Below are 25,233 nucleotides of genomic sequence, written 5' to 3' on the forward strand. Positions count from 1 at the left end.
GACGTCACAAAATGGATAGGATAACATGTCATATAGATAGGATCGATTTTTGCGGGAAGGCATATCGAGCACCTAGCCTTTTAAAGGAAAAGGAGGGGAACCTGTATGTCCAAAATTTTAATCATCGAAGACGATTTAAGTATCGGTGAAATGATGTCCATTTACTTATACGAAGATGGCTATGAAGTGAAACGAGCAGAGAACGGCCGACAAGGCGAGGTCTTATTCCGGGATTTTCAACCTGATATGATTATTCTTGATCTTATGCTGCCTGATATGGATGGGATTCAGCTGTGTACAACAATTCGTCAGACTTCAACCATACCGATCTTGATGGTATCCGCCAAGAATGAAGTTTCGGATCGTGTGAAGGGCCTTCAAACAGGTGCTGATGACTATTTATGCAAACCATTTTCGATGAGAGAGCTATCAGCCAGAATACAAGCCTTATTTCGACGTTCCAACGCCTACCCTTCACAGGCCCAATCGCCATCTGACGTGCTGGATCCCCTAGGGATCCACTTGGATTTGGAAAAGCGCTGCCTATATGTTAACGGCAGGAATATCGAGACAACCTTCTCCGAATACGAAATTATGAAGCTTTTCTGGCAAAATCAAGGCAGGGTTTACAGTCGAGAAGAATTGTTAAATCGTGTTCGCGGCTTTGATTCCCAGGTAACTGAGCGTGCAATCGATGTACATATCGCCAACCTTCGCAAAAAAATCGAGGATGATCCTAAAGAACCCAAGCACGTCAAGACGGTGTGGGGTGTCGGTTATAAATTTCTACTTTGATAAAGCTCCTTCGGGAGCTTTTTTGTTTTATAAAATGCCCACAAATTCGTCACCAATTAGGCAGAAGTACAATATGATGATTATGGAAAATGACCTTTTCGATCGCTCAAACACATTTATGAAGAAAGCTTTCGTATGGAAAGCTCAAGGAGGAAATTATCATCATGTTGAATAACCCCTACAAAATAGGTAATCAAGCAATGCCGCAAATGCAATATGGTAATCCGTATCCAGCTTACCCCGTTCCAACTGCAATTACGAATAAAGTTGTTCCCCAAACACCAGCCGGATCTGTACTCACACCATCAGGAAGCGGTTTACAAACAGGCGTGAATGTACCGGGACTTCCAGCATTTGAAGAATCGTATATCGAAAATATTCTTCGTTTGAACCTTGGTAAAATGGCAACCATCTATATGACATATGAAAACAACTCCGAGTGGAACGCCAAAATTTTCAAAGGAAGACTAGAAGCCGCAGGAAGAGATCATATCATTATCAGTGATCCTGTTACTGGCATGCGTTTCCTATTACTTATGGTGAATTTGGATTACATTACATTTGATGAAGAACTCAATTACACCTACCCCTTCCGGGGCGGAGCACTCTCCAGATAATAACTGAATCGCATACAAAAGCCGTTGCTCGAATAGAGAGCAGCGGTTTTTTTGTTTTAAGAATACGTAGCTGGTGAGAAATGCCACATGTGCAGTTTTGGGATGCCGCCTTTGATCCATTGCTCCCAATCGCCATGCTGCCCATCACGCAATCGTTCAACGTTCAATCGTTCCTCCTTCATGCTCAAGTAGTCTTCATACGTTACATCATGCCAAATTTCTACATATAGTCCTTCTTGATCGGTCCCCTCCAATAGCTCCAAACGCCCTTCCCGCAGCTGTTGTCCTTGCATATAGATGAGAAAAGAAGCTCGAAATTCCGGTTTTATGGCATACTCTACAAAAACTTTAGACATTTTTAGATCTCCTTCTGATTTATTTTTTGCTCTAAAATGGTAAACTAAGAGCAAGATGTAAATTTGACCCCTCAGCTCAGATACAGAAGAAACCATGTGTACAGAACACTTAGGAGGATAACCAGTTGGATACAGGCACTCATCTCGTCATTGGTTTAGGATTAGCAGGGCTCTCGCAAATCGATCCTAGTATTTCCGCAAATACGGCAGCAACAACTGCTGTTTTCATTGGAACTGTCGTCGGCTCTCAGATTCCCGATATTGATGGACTGCTACGATTCAAGGGCAATGCCCTCTATATTCGCAATCATCGTGGCCGCTCACATTCCTTGCCCGCCCTTCCCTTGTGGACGTTGTTGATTACTGGTGCTCTTGCGCCATTTTTCCACGGCATATCCTTCCTGCATCTCGCTATGTGGATCGGTATCGCGGTTTGCGTTCATGTGTTCACCGACTGTTTCAATACTTATGGTACGCAAGCTATTCGACCTTTTTCGGAAAAATGGGTGTCATGGAACATCATTCACATCTTTGATCCTTTCATATTCACAAGCCACATTGCCGCGATCTTCATGTGGTCCTTCCATCTAGCGAAGCCGCAGCTGATTTTCCCTACCTTATACGGCTTACTTGCGTTGTACTACATTTGGCGAACTCTGGACCATGCTATTATTGAAAAAGGGCTCTATCGCAAAGATGCCACTTATCAGCCCGGTGATAAATATACCCTTATTGTAACATTCAACCTCTATGTCTGGAATGTTGTGAAAGAGTGCATAGATGGAACCTACCAATTAGGCGAGCTCAAAAATGGCAAGCTAAAATGGCTGGACACCATCACCTGCTCTGACCACCCTGCCGTCGAGGTTTCCAAGCAGCACGAGGACATCCAAGCGCTGCTCTATTTCTCCTCTTTCACCTGTGCTGAGGTCAAAGAACATCGGTGGGGGTATGAAGTCCGATGGGCGGACGTCCGCTACCGCCATCGCAAGCAATTCCCGTTCGTCGGCGTCATTCGGATGGACCGCAATTTCCAGACGCTTGATTCTTATGTAGGCTGGGTGAACGATACGAAACTTGAGAAGAAGTTAAAAGTTGATCTTTATTAAAATGAGGCCCTTGCATGGTTGCAGGGGCCTTCTTTTTCGTAGCTTCGCTTACCACACGCACCAAAAGCCCAGGAGCTATTTAGGCTCCTGGGCTTTATTATTACTTAATTCGGGTATGCTAGTACGGATACAAGTATCTAATTAACGGAAATTAGAACCAGATTGCCCCGCTAGCGTTTGCTCGGCGATTTGTACCAATCGGCGAGTAATCGCACCACCAATGGAACCAGTGTCACGAGTTGCCATGTTTCCATAGTAACCGTCTTGAGGAATTTGAATGCCCAGCTCTTGAGCTACCTCATATTTCAATTGGTCTAGAGCTTGATTGGCTTGCGGAACTACCAGTGTGTTGCTACGAGATTGTGCCATCAGGATCGTACTCCTTTCAGTCAGCTATAATCTTTGATGTATTTGCAAGCTTGCAAAGATAGTATGTGGAGGAAATGAATTTATATGCACAGCGCTAAAAAAAGTTTAATATAAGAAGATGTCATGAACTTCAAGAAAGTAGGTCGCCTATTTTGAGTAAACCACTTGCTCTCCTATTCGCAGTTGTTGGGACGCTGCTGCTCGCTTGCATTTCCCTATTCATCGCTCTACGCGAGCCGTGGATGGTGCTCCTTTTTTCCCTCATTTCGTTAGGGTTTATCGGTTACGGCTTCGTAACAAAAGCCAAAATGCGTCGTCGGAATAATACACCTTCCGAATGAACAAAAAAAGCTCAAATCCTCTGTTAGTGGGATTTGAGCTTTTTTGTATGTGTAGAGATGCACTTAGCGAACAATAAAGCCCATCCGTTTCTTTACTTCAAGCAGCGTTTGATTCGCCACTTCGGCAGCTTCGTCCGCACCTTTTTTCAAAATGTCAAAAATAGCTCCCGAACTACGAATCTCACGATAGCGCTGTTGGATCGGCTCCAGAACAGAAACGATGTGTTCGGCCAGTTCCTTTTTGAAAGGACCATAACCCTGCCCGTCATATCGAGCCTCAATCTCCGCTAAACTCATCTCCGCAAAGTGAGAATAAATCGACATCAAGTTACTAACCTCAGGTTTATTTTGAGGATCATACTTCACTTCACGCCCAGAATCCGTAACAGCACGACTAAGCTTCTTACGAATAACATCTGGCTCGTCGAGCATCGCGATGTAACTACCGGCATTCGGACTGCTCTTGCTCATCTTCTTGGAAGCATCATCTAGTGACATAATACGGGCGCCTACCTCAGGCATATAGGGCTGTGGCATTGTAAACATATCGCCGAAACGGTTATTAAATCGGTTAGCCAGATCACGCGTCAGTTCCAAATGCTGTTTCTGATCGTCTCCAACTGGAATAAGATCTGCGTTATATAACAAGATGTCAGCCGCCATCAGAGATGGATACGTAAATAGTCCTGCACCGACAGATTCTTTCCCTTCGGACTTATCTTTAAATTGTGTCATGCGCTCAAGCTCGCCCATGTGCGTCAGTGTCGTCATAATCCAGCCTAACTCTGCATGTGCGTGAACATGGGACTGTAGGAAGACAGAAGCCTTATTCGGATCTAGTCCCGAAGCAATGTATAAAGAAGCGATGGACTCCGTTTGTTCCCGCAGCGCGGCTGGATCTTGCGGTACTGTGATCGCATGCATATCGACCACCATGAAATAACAGCGATGAAGTTCTTGCAGCTTCACAAAGTTGCGAAGCGCCCCAATATAATTGCCAATCGTCAGCTGACCGCTGGATTGCATGCCAGATAATACACGTTTCATTCCAAATACCTCCAATGATTTTTCACTATTTCTCATTCGTATCGCTAAAAAAGACAACAAAAAAGCCTCCCTCCGCAAGGGACGAGAGACCGTGGTACCACCCTAATTTGTCTACCTACATAACCGAAGTTATGCACATGTAAACCTTCAGGCTCTGATAACGGAGAGCTACCGTTTAGCATAGTTAACTGTGGTTGGAGTCCGGCCTAGGTTCCGGGTGATTCTACACAGTGTTCAGCTTCAAGCTCAAGGATCCATTCGGTTTGCTTGTTTCACCGGTTCACACCAACCACCGGCTCTCTGAGAAACGGGAGACAAACGTACTTGTTCCTATCATCGCAATTGATTTCCTATAATTATACACGCTTAAGTATCAATGTCAATCAAGGACATTGTCCTAGATAGCCGAGCATGTACATAGGATAGTTACATACCAATTCCTTCGGCAAAGGGGTGTCAACGCATTGTCCTCAACTCTATACCGCTGGAGTCTTCCCGTCTCCACGGTGATGTGCGCGTTTCTCTTGTTTCTGATTGTAACAACAAGACAACTCCCCCCAATGGGGATGGTCATCGAACCTATCAGCCATGTCTTTATGGCTTTTATGGACATCTTCTTAGATGCCCTTCCGTTCATGATTCTCGGCGTTCTTCTCTCTACCATCGTAGAAAACTTCATTCCCGAAGGTGTAATTCAGCGAATGACCCCCAAACACCCCCTCGGTGGTGTGTTATTCGCCTGCGTGCTGGGAATTATGTTCCCCCTCTGTGAGTGCGGCATGATCCCTTTCGTTCGCAGGTTGATGCGCAAAGGCATGCCGGTCTATATCGCTGTTATTTTCATTCTAGTGGGACCTATCCTTAACCCCATCGTCTTCGCTTCCACTTGGATGGCTTTTCGCGATAACCCTGCTATGGCCTACTCACGTATGGGGCTCACTTTTGGCGTCGCCCTGGTTATTGGCTTCCTGCTCACGCGATTTCTCAAGAGCAACCCTTTACGGCATCCAATTGAGCCTGCAGCAGCAAGCCTGACTCGCCATAACCATACGCATGGAAGCCAGCACATCGATCAGCATGATCATCATCACGGCCACGTTCACGATCACGATCACGATCACAAGCACGATCACAGTCATGCTCATGATCATAGTCACAATCATAAGCATCACGATCATGGACATGACCATCATGGCCACAACCACGCCCATGGAGACAGCCAGCTTATGACCATGGTCAGCCACGGCTCCTCCGAGCTGTTCGAGATGAGCAAATACTTAATGCTGGGCGCGCTTCTGACGGCGTTGATTCAGACATTTGTGGCACAGGACAGCCTGAGTGCCATTGGGCAAGGCGCCTTCATCTCTCATGTGTTCATGATGGGCTTCGCCTACCTGCTCTCCTTATGTTCAACCACAGACGCCTTCGTCGCAGTCTCCTTCGCCAAGTCATTCTCACCTGGCTCCCTGCTAGCCTTCTTAGTTTTCGGGCCCATGATCGACGTGAAGAGCACCTTAATGATGCTATCAATTTTTAAGGCACGATTTGTATTAACAATTTCAATTGTTGTTGCGATGACAGTTTTGAGCGGCTCTCTTTTGTTTATGCATTTTTTTCTGGCTTGAATTCCCTACACTCTTGATTCGTACGATATATTTGTAACACTTCATCAAGGTTCTTCATGACAGCTACATGTATGGCCACTATCCCTTTCGCTCAGGTGTCGGTTCAACGAAGGCTGAACTGAGCTTAGGGGATAGTGATGACAGTGTGTCTCACATCCAATAGTTGTACAAAAAGCCCTACCCGACACAAGTCGGATAGGGCTTTTATCTTGTAAAGAGAATTAGATTTTCAAAATAGCGCCAGCACTCGCGTTCGTTACCATTTTCGTATAACGAGCTAGGTAACCAGAAGTAATCTTCTGTTGGAATCCTGCCCATGACTCACGACGTTTAGCAAACTCTTCATCGCTGATTTGCAATTCGATTTTGCGTCCATCCATATCTACGTCGATGATGTCGCCATCATGTACGAAAGCAAGTGGTCCACCTTCAGCAGCTTCAGGCGACATATGACCAAGCGAGATACCGCGGGATGCGCCGGAGAAACGTCCGTCTGTAATCAAGGCTACTTTCGCGCCAAGACCCATACCTACGATTTGGGATGTTGGTGCCAACATTTCCGGCATACCAGGTCCACCCTTCGGTCCTTCGTAACGAATGACAACAACGTGTCCTTCTTTTACTTTCCCGTTCGCGATACCGTACAAAGCTTCGTCTTGGGAGTCGAAGCAGATCGCTGGGCCCACGTGACGTCCGCCAACGGACTTATCAACAGCACCAACTTTTACGATACTGCCTTCTGGAGCCAAGTTACCGAATAGAACAGCCAAACCACCGCGCTCACTGTGCGGGTTCGTCAGTGGACGGATAACGTCAAAGTTCTGAATTTCACGTCCAGCCACGTTCTCGCGAAGTGTTTGTGCCGTAACGGATAGACAGTCACCGTTGAAAGCACCTGGTTTTTTGAGCAACTCATTAATTACTGCACTCACACCGCCTGCCAAATGCACATCTTCAATGTGGTAATCGGAAGCTGGAGCGATTTTCGCAAGGTGAGGAACGCGCTCAGCCACTTCGTTAATACGAGCGATCGGGTAATCAATTCCTGCTTCTGCCGCGATAGCCAATGTGTGAAGAACTGTGTTTGTAGATCCACCCATCGCCATATCCAAAGCAAATGCATTATCAATCGCATCAATCGTAACGATATCACGCGGCTTGATGTCTTTCTCGATCAGAACCATCAACTGTTTCGCGCAATCTTTAACGAATTGTTTACGCTCTTCAGCAACGGCTAGAATTGTTCCGTTACCTGGCATTGCAAGTCCAAGACCTTCAGCCAAACAGTTCATGGAGTTCGCTGTGAACATACCGGAACATGATCCACAAGTTGGACAACCATATTGTTCAAGTTCTTCCAGACCCGCTTCATCCAATTTACCAGCTTGGAATGCACCAACACCTTCGAATACGGAAGATAGGGAGATGGATTTACCGTTTTTATCTTTACCAGCTTTCATTGGTCCACCGCTGACTAACATTGTTGGGATGTTAACGCGAAGGGCACCCATGATCATACCCGGTGTAATTTTGTCACAGTTAGGAATACAAACCATACCATCAAACCAGTGAGCATTAACAACAGTTTCCAAGGAATCCGCAATAATCTCACGGCTTGGCAAGGAATAACGCATACCGATATGACCCATCGCAATACCATCGTCAACGCCGATTGTATTGAACTCAAATGGAACGCCGCCTGCTTCACGGATAGCTTCTTTTACGATTTTACCAAACTCTTGCAAATGAACATGTCCGGGAATAATGTCTATATAGGAGTTACAAACCGCGATGAACGGCTTGCCGAAATCTTCTTCTTTAACGCCGGCTGCACGCAGCAAGCTGCGATGTGGAGCGCGGTCGAAACCTTTTTTGATCATGTCGCTGCGCTGTTTTTGTTGTGCCATTCTATAATTCCTCCTAAATTTCATTTCAGAAATAAAAATAATGAATCTATCATACCACACTTCTCGCAATATTTCTCCCTTTAGTGTGATAACGCATCAACGTACAAGAAACACGCGCACAACATCCTTTAAGCTTTTCGACGATTCAAATGAACGAATGTAATTGCTAGCGCCAAAACAAGCACGCCGCCCTTAACAATATCGAACCCGAAATATGGAACGTTGAGCATCGTGAGTCCATTCAAAAGTACCCCGATTAGTACAGCTCCAAAGAACGTACCAATTACATTAGGTTTCCCTGCTCCTAGAACAGAATACCCTACGAATACAGCGGCTACTGCTTCCATCAAGAGCGGTGAACCGGCATCAATTTGCCCAGAACCTACACGAGATGCGTACAGAATACCGCCAATTGCTGCAAAAATACCAGAAAGCACATAAGCCGCAAAGCGGATTTTGTTAACGGAAATACCGGATAAACGAGCCGCTTCGCGGTTCCCTCCTGTAATATACAGCTGGCGACCCCAACGTGTGTAAGTAAGGAACACATGCACCGCAATAACCGCAACAAGCATAATAACAACAGGAACAGGAACACCTACTAGCTTGCCTTGTCCAATCCATAGAAATTCGGAAGTAAATTTCCCTGGTGCCACCGTGCCATCTTGGAATCTCATATTGTTGTAAATCGAGAAACCTTTGGTATACGTTTTTTGGATTCCACCAATGATATACATCATGGCTAGTGTGGCTAGTAGATCGGGAATACGCACTTTCACGATCAACACAGCGTTTAAGAATCCGATGATCGCACCGATAAGTAACGGCACTAGAATAACAAGATAGAACGGTTGGTCGTACCAAACCATCATGGCTGCTGCTGATACGGTAGCTAATGACACAGTTGACCCAGCGGATAAATCGAAACCATCGACAATCTGAGATAATGTAACACCGATCGCGACAAACATCACAATCGAGATCGAGCGTAAAATATCCGCGATATTGTCATACGTCATAAAGTTTTCATTGATAATGGAAAATACAATAAGAACAAGTGCAATAATAAACAAAGCACCGTATTTAAATGAAAAATCCAAGCTTTTTTCCTTCAAGCTATTCAGCCTCCCCCGCGCTCGCATACGTTAAAATGAGATCCTGCGTCGCTTCCGCGCGGGACAGCTCCTTCACCACAGACCCATAGCTCATCACGATGATGCGATCGGCAATTCCTATAATTTCATTCAGTTCACATGATAAATAAATAATTCCTTTACCTTCCGAAGCCAGCTGACCGATTAAGCGATAGATATCGCTTTTGGCGCCGACATCAACCCCTTTGGTCGGCTCATCAAACATGTACACGTCAGCGTTCGTCGGCAGCCATTTGCCTACCGCCACCTTCTGCTGATTCCCGCCGCTCAGGTGCTTCACCGTGCGATTGGGATCGCCTGGCTGTACGCCTAGCTGACTGACCATTTTCGCAGCGTACGCATTTTCCTCGCTGCGCTTCACGAAGCCAAGCGTGCTCAGCTTACGCAAAATCGGCAGCGACAGATTGCGCTTCACTGTCTCTTCCACGAGGACACCCTGTTTGCGGCGCTCCTCAGGCACGAGCGCAATGCCGGCGCGCACGGCATCCTCCGGCTGGCGCAGCGCGAGCTTGCGCCCGTTTAGCCACACCTCACCGCCGTCCGCGGCGTCGGCGCCAAAGATCAGTCGGCTTAACTCCGTTTTGCCGGCGCCAACTAGACCGACGACGCCGAGTATTTCCCCTCGGCGGAGGTCAAAGGAGACGCCGCGCACCTTGGTGCCGCGGCGCAAGCCCTTCACCTCGAGGAGCGTACTGCCAATGGGCACATTGGCTTTGGGGAACTCCTCGGTGAAGGTTTTACCCAACATCGCCTCAATGACGGAGGCGATGTCCATGCTTGTGGCCGGCTGCGTGAGCACATGACAGCCGTCACGCATGATCGTGATCCGGTCAGCAACACGGAACACTTCTTGCAAGCGGTGGGAGATGAAAATAATTCCCACGCCCTCTTGCTTCAAGCTTTCCATAATACGGAACAGCCGCTCAGACTCTTCTAAGCTCAGCGGTGCCGTCGGCTCATCGAAGATAATAATCTTTGCTTTATGCGCCATAGCTCTTGCAATTAACACTAACTGCTTCTGCGAAATGCTCAACTCATCAATTTTGCTCCGCACGGAGAACGTCGCGCCAATTTTCGCCAGTATTGCCTCAGCTTCCTTATGCAGCTTACGCCAGCTCACCCAAGCTTCTCCTTGGACGAGTTTATCGATCATGACATTTTCCGTAACCGTTAATTCCGATACTAAAGCTGTATCCACCTCTTGATAGACACAATAGACACCGTGATCCATAGCATCCTTGGGTGTACGAATGACCAACGGTTGATTATGAATAGAAAGATGCCCCGTATCGTGCGTATAAGCACCGGATAATATTTTCATCAAGGTACTCTTACCTGCACCATTAGCCCCGAGCAAGGCATGAATTTCTCCCGCTTGCAGGTCGAAATCCACCTCCTGCAGTGCCTTCACACCTGGGAAGGATTTTGTAATCTCCTTCATTTGCAATAATGAAGTTAAGTCTTCCTGATCCTTCAGCATCTAATTTCACCTCGCTTCTTAATCTGAAAGTCCCACCGCAAAGTAGCGATGGGACTGCATAGAAAACCTTATTTTTTTTCTGCTGCTTTCATCCAGTCCGTATAGCCTTGTTGGCTTCCGCCCCATCCTTTTACGTACTCGCTAAGTTGTGTAGTGTTGATTTGTTTGTCTTTAGGCAGTTGGTCTCTGGATACATATACAGGCTCCAAAACCACTTTCTCAGGCGTTTGATCGCCATGCAGCTTTTGATACAAATAACGAACTTGTACACGACCGATATCTTTTGGATCTACGGCTGAAGAAGCTACCCAAGGGCTTTTCGGATCTTGCAGAAGCTGTAGATCTTCATCACTTAAGTCGATACCGTAAACTTTAATTTCGGTACGTCCTGCTTGTTGAATGGCTCGGGAAGCGCCCTTTGCGAACTCATCCCATGCCGCCCAAACCGCTGTAATATCACCTTTGTTTGGGTATTTTTTCAAGATCGCTTCCATTTGTGTTTGTGTATCTAATGCCGGATCTTTCGCTGTTCCGAAAGCGGCTACTTCTTTGATATCCGGATATTTCTTTTGGAAAGCTTGGTAAGCCAGTTGTCTGCGCTCCATTGGTGCGAAGCCAGCTACCCATACTTTAACGATATTCCCTTTGCCACCAGCATCTTTAGCAAGTTGCTCCAGCGTGGCATCCGCCATTTTTTGATCGCCTTGCTCCAGAGATGTTACATTAGGAACTGTTAGGATCGAGTCAAAGCTTACAACAGGAATTTTCTTCTCTACCGCTTTTTTCACACCAGCTTCAAGTGCTTCTGCTGTACCATGATCGATAAGAATTCCATCGAATTTTTGGTTAATCGCAGCATCTAAATTAGAAGCCATTTTCGCCAAATCTGTATCTGCTACGAAAACCGTAACCTTGCCGCCAAGTTTTTCAACTTGCTCTTTCACACCTTCAACATACTGTGAAGAAAACGTTCCTGTATTGAATTGCATAACAAGGGCAATTTTCTTACCTGATAAGTTCGATGCACTTGCACTTGCTGCAGGAGTTGCTGTTTCACTTGCACTATTTTTTTGTCCGCAAGCTGAAAGCACACTTCCTACTAATGCTAAACTAATGAAAACATTAAGTAATTTGGTTCTTTTCATGAATTTCCCTCCCGATCATACTCTCTCTATTTCCCACTGAATCTATCGGATTATTATGCCGAGTCATCTACTAGGAATTTAGATTATAGTAGCATTAGAGGGAACTTCCGTCAATATAATTCTGTACCTTTTCGACAATATTCTACAAGAGGATTGTGTTTACTTACTTCCTCCCAAAATCCGCCTTGATCTCGCCCCATTTTTTCGTGTCCCACTTGACGATCTTATTGGTATACGTATTCGTATGCAGCCATTTCAACGCGCGATCCACCAAGGTCCATATTTCCGCGGTAGATGCATCTCGCACTAAATTAGTAGATACTTCCTTCTTCCGAATCCAACTTAGTGCAGTAACCGAATCGGTATATATGGTTTGTTTACTTCCTTTTTTCTGCAGGTAAGCCAGTCCATGGACGATGGCTAGAAACTCCCCTAGATTATTCGTACCCTTCGAAATCGGTCCTTGATAGAATATGATTTCACCAGTCCGCGTATCCACACCCTTGTACTCCACGATTCCTGGATTTCCGGAACAGCCAACATCCACAGAAATACTATCATAATCTACCTCAGGCGCTGACTCTGGCGTTGCCGACTTTTTAGCAGCTCCTTGAGCTCCTCCAGTCCCTTTTGCTGCAAAATTCAGCGACTTCTGCCATCCCTTCTCAAATGCTTGACGGGCTTCACCTTCAGATTCATAAGACTTGAACTTCGCTTGTGGATAGCCATTCGTTTGCGCTTGGCATTCAGCCCATGAACGATACACACCTGGCTTGTGCCCAACCCAAACCACATAAAACTTCGATGCAGCCATATTATTCACTCCGTAACGTTAGTTGTAATTGCTCTACCAGCTCTTCGACGACCTTCACCGTATTCTGAAAATAAGGACGGTAATCCAAATCGGCGATAAATTGCAGATACGTTTCAGCTATGTCTACAATCTGTTCGCGATATTCGCGAATCGGGATGACATGCGTCTCCAGCTCGCGATATGTACCGTTCGTTCGCTCTTCCACAGAAGAGAGTTCAAGCTGCTCCTCGGGCAAATGCCGAACAACGAATGAGAAACCTCTGCACTCTGGGTCACCGCATCCGCATACGAAAAACGGCATCCGCTCCCACTGATCGGCAGGGGCGAAGCGGTTCGGTGCTGTATCATGCAGTGCACTATATAACAAAGCAGGAAGACCAACATCAATGCACAGAGGTTCTTCAATAATTAGACTATCATCCACAGACATATGAACATCCGCTTGAATAATTTGTAAATCTTTATCTAAGGACCAACCTTTAATCACAAGTTCAAACATGCTTTCTCCCCGCTTTCCCGATGTCCCATTTTCCATTATAACAAAGTCGAAACATTCCTGCTTTTACGCTTTTATAAAAAGGATTAAATTCCCAAAAAAAGTATGAGTAATATTTACAAAACTGTTCATACTACCTATTACTGGAGGTGATATCAGATGGCTACAGGACAATCTCGCAGCAGTAACTCCTTAGTAGTTCCTCAAGCTTCATCAGCCCTAGACCAATTGAAGTATGAAGTTGCTCAAGAATTGGGCATCCAAATTCCTCAAGATGGCTACTACGGTTATATGACGTCTTATGACACAGGTTCTATCGGAGGCAGCATCACTCGTCGTCTCGTTCAAATTGCTGAGCAACAACTTGCTGGTACTAGCAATAAATTCAGCAGATAATTTCGCTCCAAAATACTTAAGCAACAAAAGGGCCTTCTTCCGGGTAGATACTCGGAGAAAGCCCTTTTTTTCAACCTATTTAATGTCGTAGATTTTGTACAAATCATCCAACATGATGTTTGCTGATCGAACGCCGCCGCCTGTATTCCAAGTAGCATCGTTAACTTTGATGACTTTGTTATCTTTCACCACTTTAAGGTTTTTCCAAAGTGGATCATTCATCCACTCTTGCTCTTGCTTATTCCCTTTGCCATCACCGATTTCATACGTAAAGTAGAAAACGCGATCCGCAGCATCCAGCTCAGTCAAACGTTCTTTAGTAATGTCTTCGAACGACTTCTCATCACTCTTAGCATCCGAACGAGCGAAGCCAATTTGTTTGAAAACAACCCCAGAGAACATGTCACCGTAGTAATATCTCGATTTACCACCCATAAACCGGACAACAGCCACTTTTTCTTTCAGCTTGTCGCCTGCTTTGGATTTGAAATCCTCAATACGTTTATCGTAATCCCCGATCACTTTGGCGCCTTCGGCTTTCTTATTCAATGCATCTGCGTACAGACTGAAGTTATTTTTCCATTCGCCACGCAGTGTTTCTGCGAAAACTGTTGGCGCAATAGCTTTCAATTGCTCGTATACTTTCTCTTGGCGAAGCTTATTACCAATAATTAAATCAGGTTTTAGTGATGCTATGACTTCCAAGTTCGGCTGTCCTTCTACACCTACTGTTGTAACACCTTGCATATCCGCTTTGAAATGGTCAAACCAAGGATTACCATAGAAGGATTCAACAGCTCCAACCGGCTTAATTCCTAGAGCAAGTAAAGCTTCAGTTCCTTCATTCGTTAATATGACAACACGTTTAGGGTTAGCAGGTACTGCTGTTTCTCCCATAGCGTGCTTAATTGTACGAGGAGCATCCGATTTCGCTGATTCTTGCGGAGCTGCAGAGGCAGACGACTTCGTTTCTGCTTTCTCTCCACATGCCGTTATGATCATACTAAAAACAAAGAGACATGCAACAAGAGCCCACGCTCTTCCAAACGTGCGGCGTTTTTGACTAAACATAATAATTTTGTTCCCCCTAGTTGTACTAATTGTGATAACGGTTCTCACTACTTTGCACATAATACTAGAATTGGACCTAGTTTGTCAACAATTTTGATAATGATTCTCATATTCATTGACTTCAAATACCGTTGACTTTAAAATATATGAAGCAAGAGAGGTAGGAAGGAAGAGGGTAACCACCGTGCATTCACCAACAACAGAACGTCTCTCTCATATTTATAAAAGTATCGGGTTACTAGCAGCCGTTTGTGTTCTACTTGTACTCATACTTAGCAGTGTCCGATTTGGCCTCAAAACGTATTCCTGGGATCAAATCATGACTTCTTTTGATCCTTCTGACAAACCAACGAATGAATCGATTATTATTCAAACTGTGCGAATTCCTAGAGCTTTAATTGCCGCACTCGTTGGTGGCAGTTTGGCCGTTGCTGGTGCACTTATGCAAGCAATGACTCGAAATCCACTCGCTTCGCCGAGTATATTCGGAATTAATTCTGGGGCTGCGTTTGCTATTGTTGTAGCTGTTAGCTTTTTCAACATATCCAGCCTAACGCAATTTACATGGGTTGCTTTTTTGGGTGCTGCCGTGAGTGCTACATTGGTCTATGGGCTTGGGTCGCTAGGACGCGACGGCTTGACACCCATGAAGATCACGCTTGCAGGCGCCGCGATGACGGCTTTTTTCGCTTCACTCACACAGGGAATATTGCTAGGCAATGGCAAAGCCTTCGAACAAGTACTCTACTGGCTTGTAGGTTCTGTAGAAGGGCGTACAATGGCTATGCTGCAATCCGTGTATCCATATATGTTGCTCGCTTGGATCGGGGCTATTCTGCTATCCCCCCACATCAATGTCTTATCCATGGGTGATGATATTGCCAAAGGATTAGGGCAACAAACAGTGTACATAAAACTAATTACTGCACTCCTTATTATTATTCTTGCTGGCGGATCTGTGGCTGTTGCTGGCCCAATTGTGTTCGTCGGCCTCATGATACCTCATATCGTCCGCTTTCTTATCGGGATTGACTACCGATGGGTCATTCCTTATTGCGCTGTGCTAGGCGGTATTCTGTTGGTAAGCGCGGATATCGGAGCTCGCTTTATTATTATGCCGAAGGAAGTCCATGTCGGTGTGATGACCGCTATCCTTGGCGTTCCTTTTTTTATCTACATCGCGCGAAAAGGAGGACTCCTGAAATGAGAGCTTCTAAGCGAGATATTACGATTCGAAGCAAAAGTTACTCTTTTTTAATAAGCAAAAAAGCCGTTATCGTCACGCTATCTCTATTCCTAGCCGTCATCCTCATGATGATTATAAGCACAGGCGTCGGCAGTATTACGATTAAACCTTTGAATGTCGTAAAGGCCGTTTTCGGTTATGGAACAGACTCTAGTACGATGATCGTTCGCTCATTACGTTTGCCTCGTGTTATTGTAGCCGTTCTAATCGGCGCATCTTTAGGTGTAGCTGGGGCAATTCTACAAGGGATCGTCCGCAACCCGCTCACTTCACCAGATACGATTGGAACAACAGGCGGTGCAACGCTAGGCGCTGTTTCTTTCTTCTTCTTTTTCTCAGATAAACTCAGCATTCATTGGCTGCCGGTCGCAGCGATCCTAGGCGCATTTCTTGCAACCTTGCTGGTTTACCTGTTTTCTTGGAAAAATGGCATTACACCGCTGCGACTTGTCCTCATAGGGACAGGGCTCACAGCTGCAATGAGCGCAGTATCCTATCTCATGATGCTAACGGGACCTATCGTACTCGCCCAACAATCACTAACTTTTATGACGGGCAGTATCTATGGCGTATCTTGGGCCAAAGCGGTTTACCCCTTGCTTCCTTGGGTGGCTGTGCTGATACCCGTCATCTTCTTCTACGCGCGGCACATTACCATCCAGTCCCTAGGAGAAGATATTGCACAGAGTGTTGGAAGCCATGTACAGCGTCAACGGTTTCTATTAATAATGCTTAGTGTTGCCTTGGCTGGAGCTGCTGTGGCCTTTGGCGGTGCGATAAGCTTCATTGGGCTCATGGCTCCACACATTTCACGTAAACTTGTTGGTCCTAGCTTCGGCTCCTTGATTCCTGTTTCTGCGCTCACAGGCTCTCTACTGTTGCTTATGGCAGACTTATGTGGTCGTTCCCTGTTCAAGCCACTCGATATCCCAGCAGGTGTATTCACAGCAGCCATTGGCGCACCTATTTTCATCTACGTCCTATATCGCAGTAGGAATCGGGGATAACCCCCATGTCTACGAAAAAGGAGAACGAGCTTATGACAACCTCAGACCAAGCACTCGAAGCCCAATCGCTTCAATTGACATATGGTGATACAACAATTTTCCATAGTTTAAACGTGCAAATCCCTAAGGGCAAAATCACGGTATTTATCGGCAGTAATGGTTGTGGAAAATCCACACTTCTACGCTCACTTGCTCGACTTATGAAACCAACCTCAGGCAACATTCTATTGGATGGACATGAGATTGCGAAGCTCTCGACCAAAGAGATCGCACGGCGAATGGCGATCTTGCCCCAAGGGCCAACGGCTCCAGAAGGCCTGACCGTCAGACAACTTGTTAAACAAGGGCGCTACCCTTATCAAAGTTGGTTGCAGCAATGGAGTCAAGAGGATGAAAACAAGGTAATGAAGGCACTCGATCTTACGGATATGCTAGACGTTGCCGATCGAACTGTCGATTCACTCTCTGGCGGACAACGCCAGCGCGCATGGATCGCGATGACTTTAGCACAAGACACACCTACATTACTCCTTGATGAACCGACCACGTATCTCGATCTTACCCATCAGATTGAAGTGTTGGACTTATTATTCGAACTGAATGAGAGAGAACAGCGCACAATTGTCATGGTTTTACATGACATTAATCTAGCTTGCCGCTACGCACACCACATTGTCAGCATCAAAAAAGGCTCCATATATGCGGAAGGCAAGCCAGAGAACATCGTCAATGCACCTTTGTTGCGTGAAGTGTTTGGGATGGATTGTCAGGTAACAACTGACCCTATCTTCGGGACACCGATGTGCATTCCGTATGGCAAAGGTCGCATATTGTTAACGAAAGAACCCCAATCACAATTGTGATCGGGGTTCTTTCAATAGGATTAGGAATAAGTGCTAAATCGTACGTGCGTATGTAGCCATATTATAATTGCTCTCAAACATGATGCTAATTGAAACAACATTCTTTCTTACCGTAAAGTCAAACATAATTTCCCCATGCGTCCAGCTCTTCTTACGCTTAAGTGATTCGATTGCCATTTGACGAAACGTTTGGAATTGTATTTCTGTTAACCCTGCGCTAACAGCTGCAGGCAATACACCCTCTGAGCTTTCAAACGGCAAATGTTTAATCCCAAATTTGCCAATCTCATTGTTGCGAATTTGAACAAACACTGTGCCTGAGTTCACATGAGAAAGCTCATCTTTAATCTTACGAAATACCATATCGATTTGTCTCGCGAGTGTAAACTGTTCCAATTTTATAATACTCCTCCTTAAATTACGTATATTTACTAATTATGTTAATTTTGTGACTGTAGACCTATTATACCCAGACAATTTACATAATTCAACAGTTTATTTCCAATATTTGAATAATTCACTATATTCTTTATATTCACTTAATGTAATTTCCAATTTTTTTGTAAATACCGAACGATTGGTGTCGAAAAACTGTAGAATGTTTCCATGTTCGGTGATATAATTTTCAAATACACCTATTATTTTTCTCCATAAGTAAACAAATTTTGCAGAGGAGTCGATCGGATTGGAACAAATCTCATCCTTATCGTTTAGAAAGAAACTACAACTTGGTTGTTTTGCACTAATTGGTTTAAACTCGCTTTTCATGTTAATTGTAACTTTCGCCTCAGACTGGAACCGCTTACTTGGCATTATCTTCCTGATTATCATCTTAGCTGGAAGCTTTCCTTTCATCCGTTGGTTTGAAGGTCAGCTTACGGAGCCAATCGATGGTATCTCCCGAATTGCCCTTAACATTTCCAAAGGGGACTTCTCTCAAAAGGTGGCTATCACATCTGACGATTCACTCGGTCAACTCGGCCAATCCTTTAATAAAATGATTGACAAGCTCCGCGATATTTTACGCGATACAGGATCTATTTCGAAGCAGGTTTTCCAGACAAGCCGTGATATCTATGTGAAGAATGAAAACTTTCGTACTGTTCTTGAGCAAGTGAGTATTTCGGCCCATGAGCTGGCTGCTGGTGCGGGACAAATCTCCGAGGAGATTTCTGGCGTATCCATCACTTCCAAAGATATTGAAGTGAAAATCGTTAATTATGCTGGATCTGCCCAAGAAATGAAGCACCGTTCGGATCTAATGATGACCCTCGTAGAAAAAGGACGCACATCGGTTGAAAGCCAAGGCGTCGGCATGAAACGAAATGTAGAAGTAACTAGACAGGTTTCAGATACGATTGATATGCTTGCTCGCCAAGCCGCTGGTATTACGAGCGTTACGCGCTCCATTTCCGAGATTGCTGAGCAAACGAACCTATTGTCCCTCAACGCATCCATTGAAGCTGCTAGAGCTGGTGAACATGGCCGAGGCTTCGCTGTTGTAGCGCAAGAAGTACGTAAGCTTGCTGAAGAATCCACTTCCCTCACACGTGAAGTATTCGGCTTCGTTAAGAGCATTGAGCAAGGCATTCAAGATGCGATTCGCAGCATCCAAGTCAATGAAGATGTCGTTAAGAAACAAACGGTCTTAATCGATCAAACCGAAATTGTATTCGCTGAGATTGTTGGCAGCGTCGGCTTCATTTCAGAGGAAATTACACGCTTCGCAGAAGAAAGTGAAAGCATGCTTCAAAGCTCTGGACAAATCGCAGCAGCGATGGAAAATATTTCAGCCATCACAGAAGAGTCCGCGGCGGGTACGCAAGAAGTGTCTGCTTCCATGAATGAGCAAATTTCAACTGTACAAGGCATCGTAACGCAAGCGGAAGAAATGACGCGGGTTGTGACCCAGTTGCAGCAAACCATTCAAATTTTTAAGCTTTAATACATAAAAGAACAGCCCCTCAGAGACCTTCTCCGAGGGGCTGTTTATTTATCCGATACGAGACGGAAAGCAGCGTGAGCGCCTATGTTATCAGGTTAACTGACAACATTGAGGGATGCATGTGCGGGATAAGTCAACGTTGACGGATGATTTCTCCCTGAAAATGCAAATAGGCAACCTTATTTCCTCATTCTTCCTCAAAACTAGAAAATACGTGCAAATAGGCATCCTTTTTATCGATTTTCAACAATCTCCACTCAATTTCCTCCAAATTGATGCCTTTTTGCATCAATTTCCAATAAAACAAGTGAAAACCCATTCAATAGTGCACTTTTGCAATTTTGACAGCACCAAGTGCTTTGAGAACTTTGGTTGGAACCTTAGTGGGACAGTAAGGTTTAATCATTGCCTACTGCTCCCCAGTGTAATCACCTACCGCCACCAACCAAACCTACACACGTACCTTCGATTCAGTTAGCTCCATAAACTGCTTCACATCTTGTGCTGCCATGTCAACAGCACTTTGCCAGAAATCTGGCTCAGTGAGATCCACGCCTAAGTGCTTATGCGCTAGTTCCTCTACGTTCATGCTTCCTGTATCTCGAAGCAAGGAGATGTACTTGTCTTCGAAAGTTGCGCCTTCCTGCACAGCTCTTGCATATATACCAGCACTGAACATGTACCCGAACGTATATGGGAAATTGTAGAATGGAACGTCTGTCGCATAGAAGTGCAGCTTAGCTGCCCAGAAATGCGGATGGTAGCTGCTCAAGGCATCCTTGTAAGCAAGCTTCTGCGCATCGACCATGAGCTCATTAAGGCGCTCTACACTTACTAAGCCTTGACTACGTTCAGCATAGAAGTTCGTTTCAAAAATAAACCGTGCATGAATGTTCATGAAGAAAGCGATAGCCCGCTGGATTTTATCCTCGAGCAACACAATACGCTCCTCATCAGTCGATGCACTCTTCACGACCGCATCTGCTACGATCATTTCAGCGAAAGTAGAAGCTGTTTCAGCTACATTCATCGCATATTCCTGCGCGAGCGCCGGCATATCCGTCATCACATGCTGGTGGTAACCATGCCCTAGCTCATGAGCGAGCGTAGAGACGTTATTCAGGGTTCCTCCGTACGTCATGAAGATACGTGTCTCACCTGCTAGCGGGAATGAAGTACAGAAGCCGCCAGGGCGTTTGCCAGGGCGATCCTCCGCTTCGATCCAGCGCTTCTCGAAAGCTTCCTCAGAGAAGGCAGCAAGCTTCGGACTAAAGCGTTTGAATTGATCAATAATCAGACTCGCACCCTCGTCGTAGGAAATCTTCTTGGATGAATCGCCAAGCGGCGCATCCACATCAACCCACGCCAACTTGTCAACGCCTAGGAGCTTCGCTTTTCGATTCAGATACTCCACGAAAAGTCCCTTATTGCGGTCAATAACGTCCCACATCACGTTCAAGGTCTTTTCTTCCATGCGGTTAATTGCAAGTGGTTCTTTATGTATGCTTTTCCAGTCTCTTGCCTTATAAACCTGAAGACGGAAGCCAGCCAAGTGATTTAATGCTTCTGCACAGTATTCTTCTTTATCCGTCCATGCTTGTTCCCATTTATCAAATAAGTCTAAACGTTCTTCACGATTCTCGGTATGCAGCTTATTGAAAGCTTGACCTGCGGATAGTTCTACCTGCTTCCCGTCAACTTCAACAGCCATGCTGAATTGACCTACGGTCGAATTATACAAATCGCTCCACCCATGATAGCCGTCAACAGCTAAATCATTAATTAAAGCTTCTTGCTCAGGCGGGAGCTTCTCCTTCGCCAGTGCGCGACGTTCATCGAGCGAAAAGGCGATGGCTTGAAAAGGCTCTTGTTGCAACACGGCTGCCCAAACCTGATCTGGCACCCCTGTCAGAAGCTGATCAAAATGAGTAAGGGAAGATAAATGCTCAGCATATAAGCTTTTGACTTGTCCGCTTAACACAGGTGCTTTCTTATCCTTCTGATTGTCGGCTTGCAAACAGCCTACGAAAGAATCTGCCTCGTGAATATGCATCACATTATGCTGAAGCAATTCAATCAATTGTGCCAGCGACGAGGTATCCTCTACACTTTGCGGAGAAGCTGTACGACGTACTTGCTCTTGAAAAGATGCAATGGACTCCTGAAGTTTCTTCAGGTGTGCAGCGAATGCAGGAGAATCACTTCCTCCAGGGAAAAATGTTTCAAGATTCCATGTTTGATTAAGAGGTAATGTTAACAATGCGATCACCTTTCCTTTCCACTTTTAATTAAATCATATCCACCAGGCATTCGCCAACTATCCGCATCTTCCTCATTGCTTCTCTTCAAAAAGTATGATTCAATTATGTATAGTTCCTTCGGACTAAATCGGAACAGGATGGGTGATTTCTATAATATGAAACCGTTACAAATTTCTCCTGAAACAGCTGTTAAGTTAGCGGAGCAGCTTAAAGTACCTTTAGAACATCTCATGCATATGCCACAACATATTCTTCTTCAGAAATTAGCTGAGCTCGCGAAAAGCACATCGTCAGACACGAGCGAACCGGAATCGAAGTAGCCCTTGATACCTTTTGCTAACACATGGCCTTACGACATCATCATGAAGGACATTTATGTGGCCCAATGTCCGTTCTGTCTAAGCTCAAATGTCTTACTGCCGCTCAAAATTCACGAGCTCGAGTCCATACACGAGGGTAAAAAGAAACTGCTTGTCTTCCCTTGTTGTCATAACAAGTTGACGCTTGTAGATACAGATCGCGATTATTTACTAGCGGACACCGCGGTACGAAATAAACATAATTCGTAGTTCATCGCAAGGAGCAAACGAACCTTTATGAATGAGTACCTCATTCCTTTGACAAGCGCATGTACATTAGTGACCTTAAATTATTTAGCATTGAAAGTTCATAGCAAGATGTTAATCGATTCGCACGAACATCTATTCGCCTCTTTGCTTACAGGTTTAGCCAGCATCATCATGATGCTGGTTCCACTTCCTGAGACATTCGGCTTAATCGATCTTCGCTCGTTACCCATCTTCATGGCCGGATTGCGATATGGATTACCTGTTGCCCTCTTCTCGACCATATTGCCTGCTGGTTCTAGTATAATCTCACAAGAAAATCAAGCCTGGTTCATCATCGCACAAGACCTCATTGCCCCGGCCTTCATTAGCTCCTTTTTCCATAACAAAGAATATCGAAACGGCTTCTTGGACATACCTATTCGACTCGCTCTACAAATATGTGGTTTCGTTTTCATTATGCGTATACTTACCCACAGCTTTCTGGAACGCAGCTTATCTTGGTCATATACCCTTGATCAATTGTTCATGTTTGCTATTACGTCCGCCACCCTCTTCATGATCATCATTATGGTGAATGACGAGAACAACAATTGGCGACTGCAACGCAAGCTTGAAATGCAAGCGAATCAAGATGGTTTAACCAAGCTGCCCAATTTAAGAAGTTTTATGCCTATCGCTCAGAGTACCTTACATAAGCGTAAAGTATCTATCATGATGATTGATCTCGATAATTTCAAGCTGTATAACGATCGATTCGGACATTTAGAAGGCGATCAGTTACTCCAAGAAGTAAGTTCTGTTCTTCGTCATTTGATTCATGAGCAAGATTACCTGGCGAGGTATGGGGGAGAAGAATTTATTCTGCTCTGTACGGAAACAGATCCTGCTCGAGTCCTTAGCTACGGCCAAACCTTATGTACCTCCATTTCGGAATTATTTCTCTACAAAAAAAATGGCTTGGAAGCGGCTCCCATCTCTATTTCTATCGGGATCTCAACAGCTGAATCTCCACACATGGATCTTAAAACACTGATCTCGGAAGCCGATCACGCCCTCTATCAATCCAAGCATACTGGCAAAAACCGTCCCACACTATTCAAGCAGCCACAGGGAATCGCACAAAAAATGAACGCTTAACCATCCGGTTAGATACCGTGTCATGGCTAAGCGTTCATTTTATTTTCTTGCAGATTTATTGTGCATTTACGTAGCTTGTTTCATCTCATCCGGCAGTTCTAAACGCATAGCAAGCATATCTTCTCGCGTTGTCACCCATTGTTCGCGACTAGCCCTAATCATCCCGGCATCCATAATCTTACGATCATTAATAATCCGTGAAAACCATTTAACCGCATCGGGAAAACGTTTTAATCTCCGGTTCAACTCGCCCATTAGATACATGAGCTTCGCGTTATTCAAATCCATACCTTCGGTTTCGAAGACATTCACGTACGCATCTAGTGCAAATGAGAGGAAACGTTCTTCTTGCTCCCAGTCGCCTTTACCCCGGTAAAGCCAAGCCAAATGATGCAATAATCCAGCAATCACGCGTGACTTCTCGTTTTTGATTTGCGCACTTAGAAGTGCTAGCTTAAAGCACTGAAGGGAATCTTCCCACGTTCTCTCCCTGCAATAGTCGCGCATCGACCAGTTCTGAGCTACTTTTTCATGGAACACAGCTCGTTCTCCCGCAGTCCATTTATCCGAGAAGTTCTCAGTATGTGCGTACCCGCAGAAAGGACAGATACGTACAACGTAGTAATCGGGATTAACATCCTTATAGTGAAGGCAGAAATCTGAATCAGATTTACTCGCTTTCTTGAAGCTAGGTCGAACCTTCTTCGACTTAAACGTATTAGTACAGTAGGTGCATGTCACTGATATCTCATATAAGGGTTCGACCACTTGAACTCCCGCCTTTTTCCCTAATTAATATTGTTTAGGAAGAATGGACTAGTCTTCCTCAGGTGTGTTGATGAAATGATAGGCAGAACCTCTAAGCCGTTCTATGAGAAAATCCTGTAAATCATCCGGCATGCCTATGTCAGCCATCGCTTCTGTCATACAAGCTAACCATGCATCCGCACGCTCTCTTGTAATCGGAAAAGGCATATGCCTAGCACGCATCATCGGATGACCGTGGCGATCGGAGTACAAGGTTGGGCCACCGAAAAATTGGGTTAGAAACAACGTCTGTTTCTCTATAACTGGGTCTATGTTAGCAGGAAAAAGCGGCGAAAGTAACGGGTGCTGCTGTACTTTCGGATAGAAGGCCTCTACCAAACGACTTACCGTCTCCGCCCCCCCCATTAACTCAAATATGGTTCTGTTTTTGCTCTCTGACATACCAAGAAACCTCGCAATTCGTATTCAATAGTTCTCTAAATCCTCGTCCCCTGCGCGCATGAGCGTTTCTCGAATGACAAACACGAACATGCAGACTACCAATCCGGCAATGACACCTGTCATTTGAATCACTCCCGCTGTATAGGATTTAAGTTTTACTAGTTCTATTTTACCATAAAAACAAGGACTGAACAGTCCCATGAACCAAAATAAACGACCACACAGTCCTACTTGGACATAGGTGCTCATCTACCTACTATTTCATGAAACTCGG

General features: G+C 45.1%; 28 protein-coding genes and 1 other annotated feature. Of the genes, 13 read left to right on the forward strand and 15 right to left on the reverse strand.

Features of this window, described 5'->3' with window-relative positions; genetic code table 11:
- Positions 1-105: 105 nt before the first annotated feature.
- Together ACSQ8O_RS21775 and gerQ are read left to right on the forward strand one after the other, a co-directional pair.
- Positions 106-795 carry a response regulator transcription factor gene (locus ACSQ8O_RS21775; RefSeq protein WP_436243335.1) on the forward strand — a complete coding sequence of 230 codons (690 nt, stop codon included), beginning with the start codon at positions 106-108 and terminating at the stop codon, positions 793-795.
- A 164-nt stretch (positions 796-959) separates the two neighbouring features.
- Complete coding sequence (gerQ, locus tag ACSQ8O_RS21780) at positions 960-1,412, forward strand: spore coat protein GerQ (RefSeq protein WP_056613410.1); 453 nt, start codon at positions 960-962, stop codon at positions 1,410-1,412.
- Positions 1,413-1,468: 56 nt separating this feature from the next.
- Here gerQ and ACSQ8O_RS21785 read toward each other — a convergent pair whose 3' ends face one another.
- On the reverse strand, positions 1,469-1,768 hold the full coding sequence (locus ACSQ8O_RS21785; protein WP_056613408.1) for a hypothetical protein: 300 nt from the start codon (positions 1,766-1,768) through the stop codon (positions 1,469-1,471).
- Between the two features lie 125 nt (positions 1,769-1,893).
- Here ACSQ8O_RS21785 and ACSQ8O_RS21790 point away from each other — a divergent pair, with 125 nt between their 5' ends.
- Positions 1,894-2,877 (forward strand): metal-dependent hydrolase, encoded by a 984-nt coding sequence (locus tag ACSQ8O_RS21790; protein ID WP_056613407.1) that lies wholly within the window; start codon positions 1,894-1,896, stop codon positions 2,875-2,877.
- 141 nt (positions 2,878-3,018) lie between these two features.
- Here ACSQ8O_RS21790 and ACSQ8O_RS21795 read toward each other — a convergent pair whose 3' ends face one another.
- On the reverse strand, positions 3,019-3,246 hold the full coding sequence (locus ACSQ8O_RS21795) for an alpha/beta-type small acid-soluble spore protein (protein WP_056613405.1): 228 nt from the start codon (positions 3,244-3,246) through the stop codon (positions 3,019-3,021).
- A 152-nt stretch (positions 3,247-3,398) separates the two neighbouring features.
- Between ACSQ8O_RS21795 and ACSQ8O_RS21800 the strand changes: the two genes are divergently transcribed.
- The gene (locus ACSQ8O_RS21800; RefSeq protein WP_436243336.1) at positions 3,399-3,587 is read left to right on the forward strand and encodes a DUF5325 family protein; all 189 of its coding nucleotides are present in this window, start codon (positions 3,399-3,401) and stop codon (positions 3,585-3,587) included.
- A gap of 63 nt (positions 3,588-3,650) precedes the next feature.
- On the opposite strand, the gene trpS is transcribed toward ACSQ8O_RS21800, so the two are convergent.
- Positions 3,651-4,634, reverse strand: a complete 984-nt coding sequence (gene trpS, locus ACSQ8O_RS21805; RefSeq protein ID WP_436243337.1) for a tryptophan--tRNA ligase — start codon at positions 4,632-4,634, stop codon at positions 3,651-3,653.
- Between the two features lie 74 nt (positions 4,635-4,708).
- Positions 4,709-4,980 (reverse strand) — a binding site (T-box leader).
- Positions 4,981-5,200: 220 nt separating this feature from the next.
- Between trpS and ACSQ8O_RS21810 the strand changes: the two genes are divergently transcribed.
- Positions 5,201-6,259 (forward strand): permease, encoded by a 1,059-nt coding sequence (locus tag ACSQ8O_RS21810; protein WP_436243338.1) that lies wholly within the window; start codon positions 5,201-5,203, stop codon positions 6,257-6,259.
- Between the two features lie 221 nt (positions 6,260-6,480).
- Here ACSQ8O_RS21810 and ilvD read toward each other — a convergent pair whose 3' ends face one another.
- The 6 genes from ilvD to ACSQ8O_RS21840 form a co-directional block, all read right to left on the reverse strand.
- On the reverse strand, positions 6,481-8,166 hold the full coding sequence (gene ilvD / locus ACSQ8O_RS21815) for a dihydroxy-acid dehydratase (RefSeq protein ID WP_028558552.1): 1,686 nt from the start codon (positions 8,164-8,166) through the stop codon (positions 6,481-6,483).
- Between the two features lie 128 nt (positions 8,167-8,294).
- Positions 8,295-9,281 (reverse strand): ABC transporter permease, encoded by a 987-nt coding sequence (locus tag ACSQ8O_RS21820; RefSeq protein ID WP_028558551.1) that lies wholly within the window; start codon positions 9,279-9,281, stop codon positions 8,295-8,297.
- Position 9,282: 1 nt separating this feature from the next.
- Positions 9,283-10,800 (reverse strand): sugar ABC transporter ATP-binding protein, encoded by a 1,518-nt coding sequence (locus tag ACSQ8O_RS21825; RefSeq protein WP_436243339.1) that lies wholly within the window; start codon positions 10,798-10,800, stop codon positions 9,283-9,285.
- Between the two features lie 68 nt (positions 10,801-10,868).
- Entirely contained in the window at positions 10,869-11,945 is a 1,077-nt protein-coding gene (locus ACSQ8O_RS21830; RefSeq protein WP_236288887.1) for a sugar ABC transporter substrate-binding protein, read from the reverse strand.
- Between the two features lie 163 nt (positions 11,946-12,108).
- Positions 12,109-12,759, reverse strand: a complete 651-nt coding sequence (gene rnhA / locus ACSQ8O_RS21835; protein WP_436243340.1) for a ribonuclease H — start codon at positions 12,757-12,759, stop codon at positions 12,109-12,111.
- Position 12,760: 1 nt separating this feature from the next.
- Positions 12,761-13,294 carry a hypothetical protein gene (locus tag ACSQ8O_RS21840; RefSeq protein ID WP_436243341.1) on the reverse strand — a complete coding sequence of 178 codons (534 nt, stop codon included), beginning with the start codon at positions 13,292-13,294 and terminating at the stop codon, positions 12,761-12,763.
- Between the two features lie 120 nt (positions 13,295-13,414).
- On the opposite strand from ACSQ8O_RS21840, the gene ACSQ8O_RS21845 reads away from it, so the two are divergent.
- The gene (locus ACSQ8O_RS21845) at positions 13,415-13,651 is read left to right on the forward strand and encodes an alpha/beta-type small acid-soluble spore protein (protein WP_056613391.1); all 237 of its coding nucleotides are present in this window, start codon (positions 13,415-13,417) and stop codon (positions 13,649-13,651) included.
- Positions 13,652-13,726: 75 nt separating this feature from the next.
- Here ACSQ8O_RS21845 and ACSQ8O_RS21850 read toward each other — a convergent pair whose 3' ends face one another.
- Positions 13,727-14,722 (reverse strand): ABC transporter substrate-binding protein, encoded by a 996-nt coding sequence (locus tag ACSQ8O_RS21850; RefSeq protein WP_436243342.1) that lies wholly within the window; start codon positions 14,720-14,722, stop codon positions 13,727-13,729.
- Positions 14,723-14,906: 184 nt separating this feature from the next.
- Here ACSQ8O_RS21850 and ACSQ8O_RS21855 point away from each other — a divergent pair, with 184 nt between their 5' ends.
- From ACSQ8O_RS21855 to ACSQ8O_RS21865, 3 genes are read left to right on the forward strand one after another with little or no spacing between them, the layout of a single operon-like run.
- On the forward strand, positions 14,907-15,929 hold the full coding sequence (locus tag ACSQ8O_RS21855) for a FecCD family ABC transporter permease (protein WP_436243343.1): 1,023 nt from the start codon (positions 14,907-14,909) through the stop codon (positions 15,927-15,929).
- The gene (locus ACSQ8O_RS21860) at positions 15,926-16,975 is read left to right on the forward strand and encodes a FecCD family ABC transporter permease (protein WP_436243344.1); all 1,050 of its coding nucleotides are present in this window, start codon (positions 15,926-15,928) and stop codon (positions 16,973-16,975) included. Before ACSQ8O_RS21855 ends, ACSQ8O_RS21860 begins: the two co-directional genes overlap by 4 nt.
- Positions 16,976-17,007: 32 nt before the next feature.
- On the forward strand, positions 17,008-17,838 hold the full coding sequence (locus ACSQ8O_RS21865; RefSeq protein WP_436243345.1) for an ABC transporter ATP-binding protein: 831 nt from the start codon (positions 17,008-17,010) through the stop codon (positions 17,836-17,838).
- A gap of 33 nt (positions 17,839-17,871) precedes the next feature.
- Here the strand turns inward: ACSQ8O_RS21865 and ACSQ8O_RS21870 are convergent, their stop codons facing one another.
- Positions 17,872-18,234, reverse strand: a complete 363-nt coding sequence (locus ACSQ8O_RS21870) for an O-methyltransferase (protein WP_436243346.1) — start codon at positions 18,232-18,234, stop codon at positions 17,872-17,874.
- Positions 18,235-18,523: 289 nt separating this feature from the next.
- Between ACSQ8O_RS21870 and ACSQ8O_RS21875 the strand changes: the two genes are divergently transcribed.
- On the forward strand, positions 18,524-19,783 hold the full coding sequence (locus tag ACSQ8O_RS21875; RefSeq protein WP_436243347.1) for a methyl-accepting chemotaxis protein: 1,260 nt from the start codon (positions 18,524-18,526) through the stop codon (positions 19,781-19,783).
- Positions 19,784-20,234: 451 nt separating this feature from the next.
- On the opposite strand, the gene ACSQ8O_RS21880 is transcribed toward ACSQ8O_RS21875, so the two are convergent.
- Positions 20,235-22,043 carry a M3 family oligoendopeptidase gene (locus ACSQ8O_RS21880; protein ID WP_436243348.1) on the reverse strand — a complete coding sequence of 603 codons (1,809 nt, stop codon included), beginning with the start codon at positions 22,041-22,043 and terminating at the stop codon, positions 20,235-20,237.
- A gap of 156 nt (positions 22,044-22,199) precedes the next feature.
- Between ACSQ8O_RS21880 and ACSQ8O_RS21885 the strand changes: the two genes are divergently transcribed.
- The 3 genes from ACSQ8O_RS21885 to ACSQ8O_RS21895 are packed head-to-tail and all read left to right on the forward strand — an operon-like array spanning position 22,200 to position 23,750.
- On the forward strand, positions 22,200-22,364 hold the full coding sequence (locus ACSQ8O_RS21885) for a YycC family protein (RefSeq protein WP_082592644.1): 165 nt from the start codon (positions 22,200-22,202) through the stop codon (positions 22,362-22,364).
- Positions 22,365-22,367: 3 nt separating this feature from the next.
- The gene (locus ACSQ8O_RS21890) at positions 22,368-22,613 is read left to right on the forward strand and encodes a hypothetical protein (RefSeq protein ID WP_082595376.1); all 246 of its coding nucleotides are present in this window, start codon (positions 22,368-22,370) and stop codon (positions 22,611-22,613) included.
- Positions 22,614-22,640: 27 nt separating this feature from the next.
- Complete coding sequence (locus ACSQ8O_RS21895) at positions 22,641-23,750, forward strand: diguanylate cyclase (RefSeq protein WP_436243349.1); 1,110 nt, start codon at positions 22,641-22,643, stop codon at positions 23,748-23,750.
- 66 nt (positions 23,751-23,816) lie between these two features.
- On the opposite strand, the gene ACSQ8O_RS21900 is transcribed toward ACSQ8O_RS21895, so the two are convergent.
- Genes ACSQ8O_RS21900 through ACSQ8O_RS21910 form a run of 3 tightly spaced genes read right to left on the reverse strand, consistent with a single transcriptional unit; the run spans position 23,817 to position 25,208 of the window.
- Positions 23,817-24,518, reverse strand: coding sequence for a DUF2225 domain-containing protein (locus ACSQ8O_RS21900; RefSeq protein WP_436243350.1), 702 nt, complete (start codon positions 24,516-24,518; stop codon positions 23,817-23,819).
- A gap of 48 nt (positions 24,519-24,566) precedes the next feature.
- Entirely contained in the window at positions 24,567-24,959 is a 393-nt protein-coding gene (locus ACSQ8O_RS21905) for a globin (RefSeq protein ID WP_056613325.1), read from the reverse strand.
- A gap of 24 nt (positions 24,960-24,983) precedes the next feature.
- Positions 24,984-25,208: a hypothetical protein gene (locus tag ACSQ8O_RS21910; protein ID WP_436243351.1), complete on the reverse strand. Its 225-nt coding sequence runs from the start codon at positions 25,206-25,208 to the stop codon at positions 24,984-24,986.
- Between the last annotated feature and the right edge of the window lie 25 nt (positions 25,209-25,233).

Origin of the sequence: Paenibacillus sp. LjRoot56 (assembly GCF_964253335.1) — a bacterium.
GTDB lineage: Bacteria > Bacillota > Bacilli > Paenibacillales > NBRC-103111 > Paenibacillus_E > Paenibacillus_E allorhizoplanae.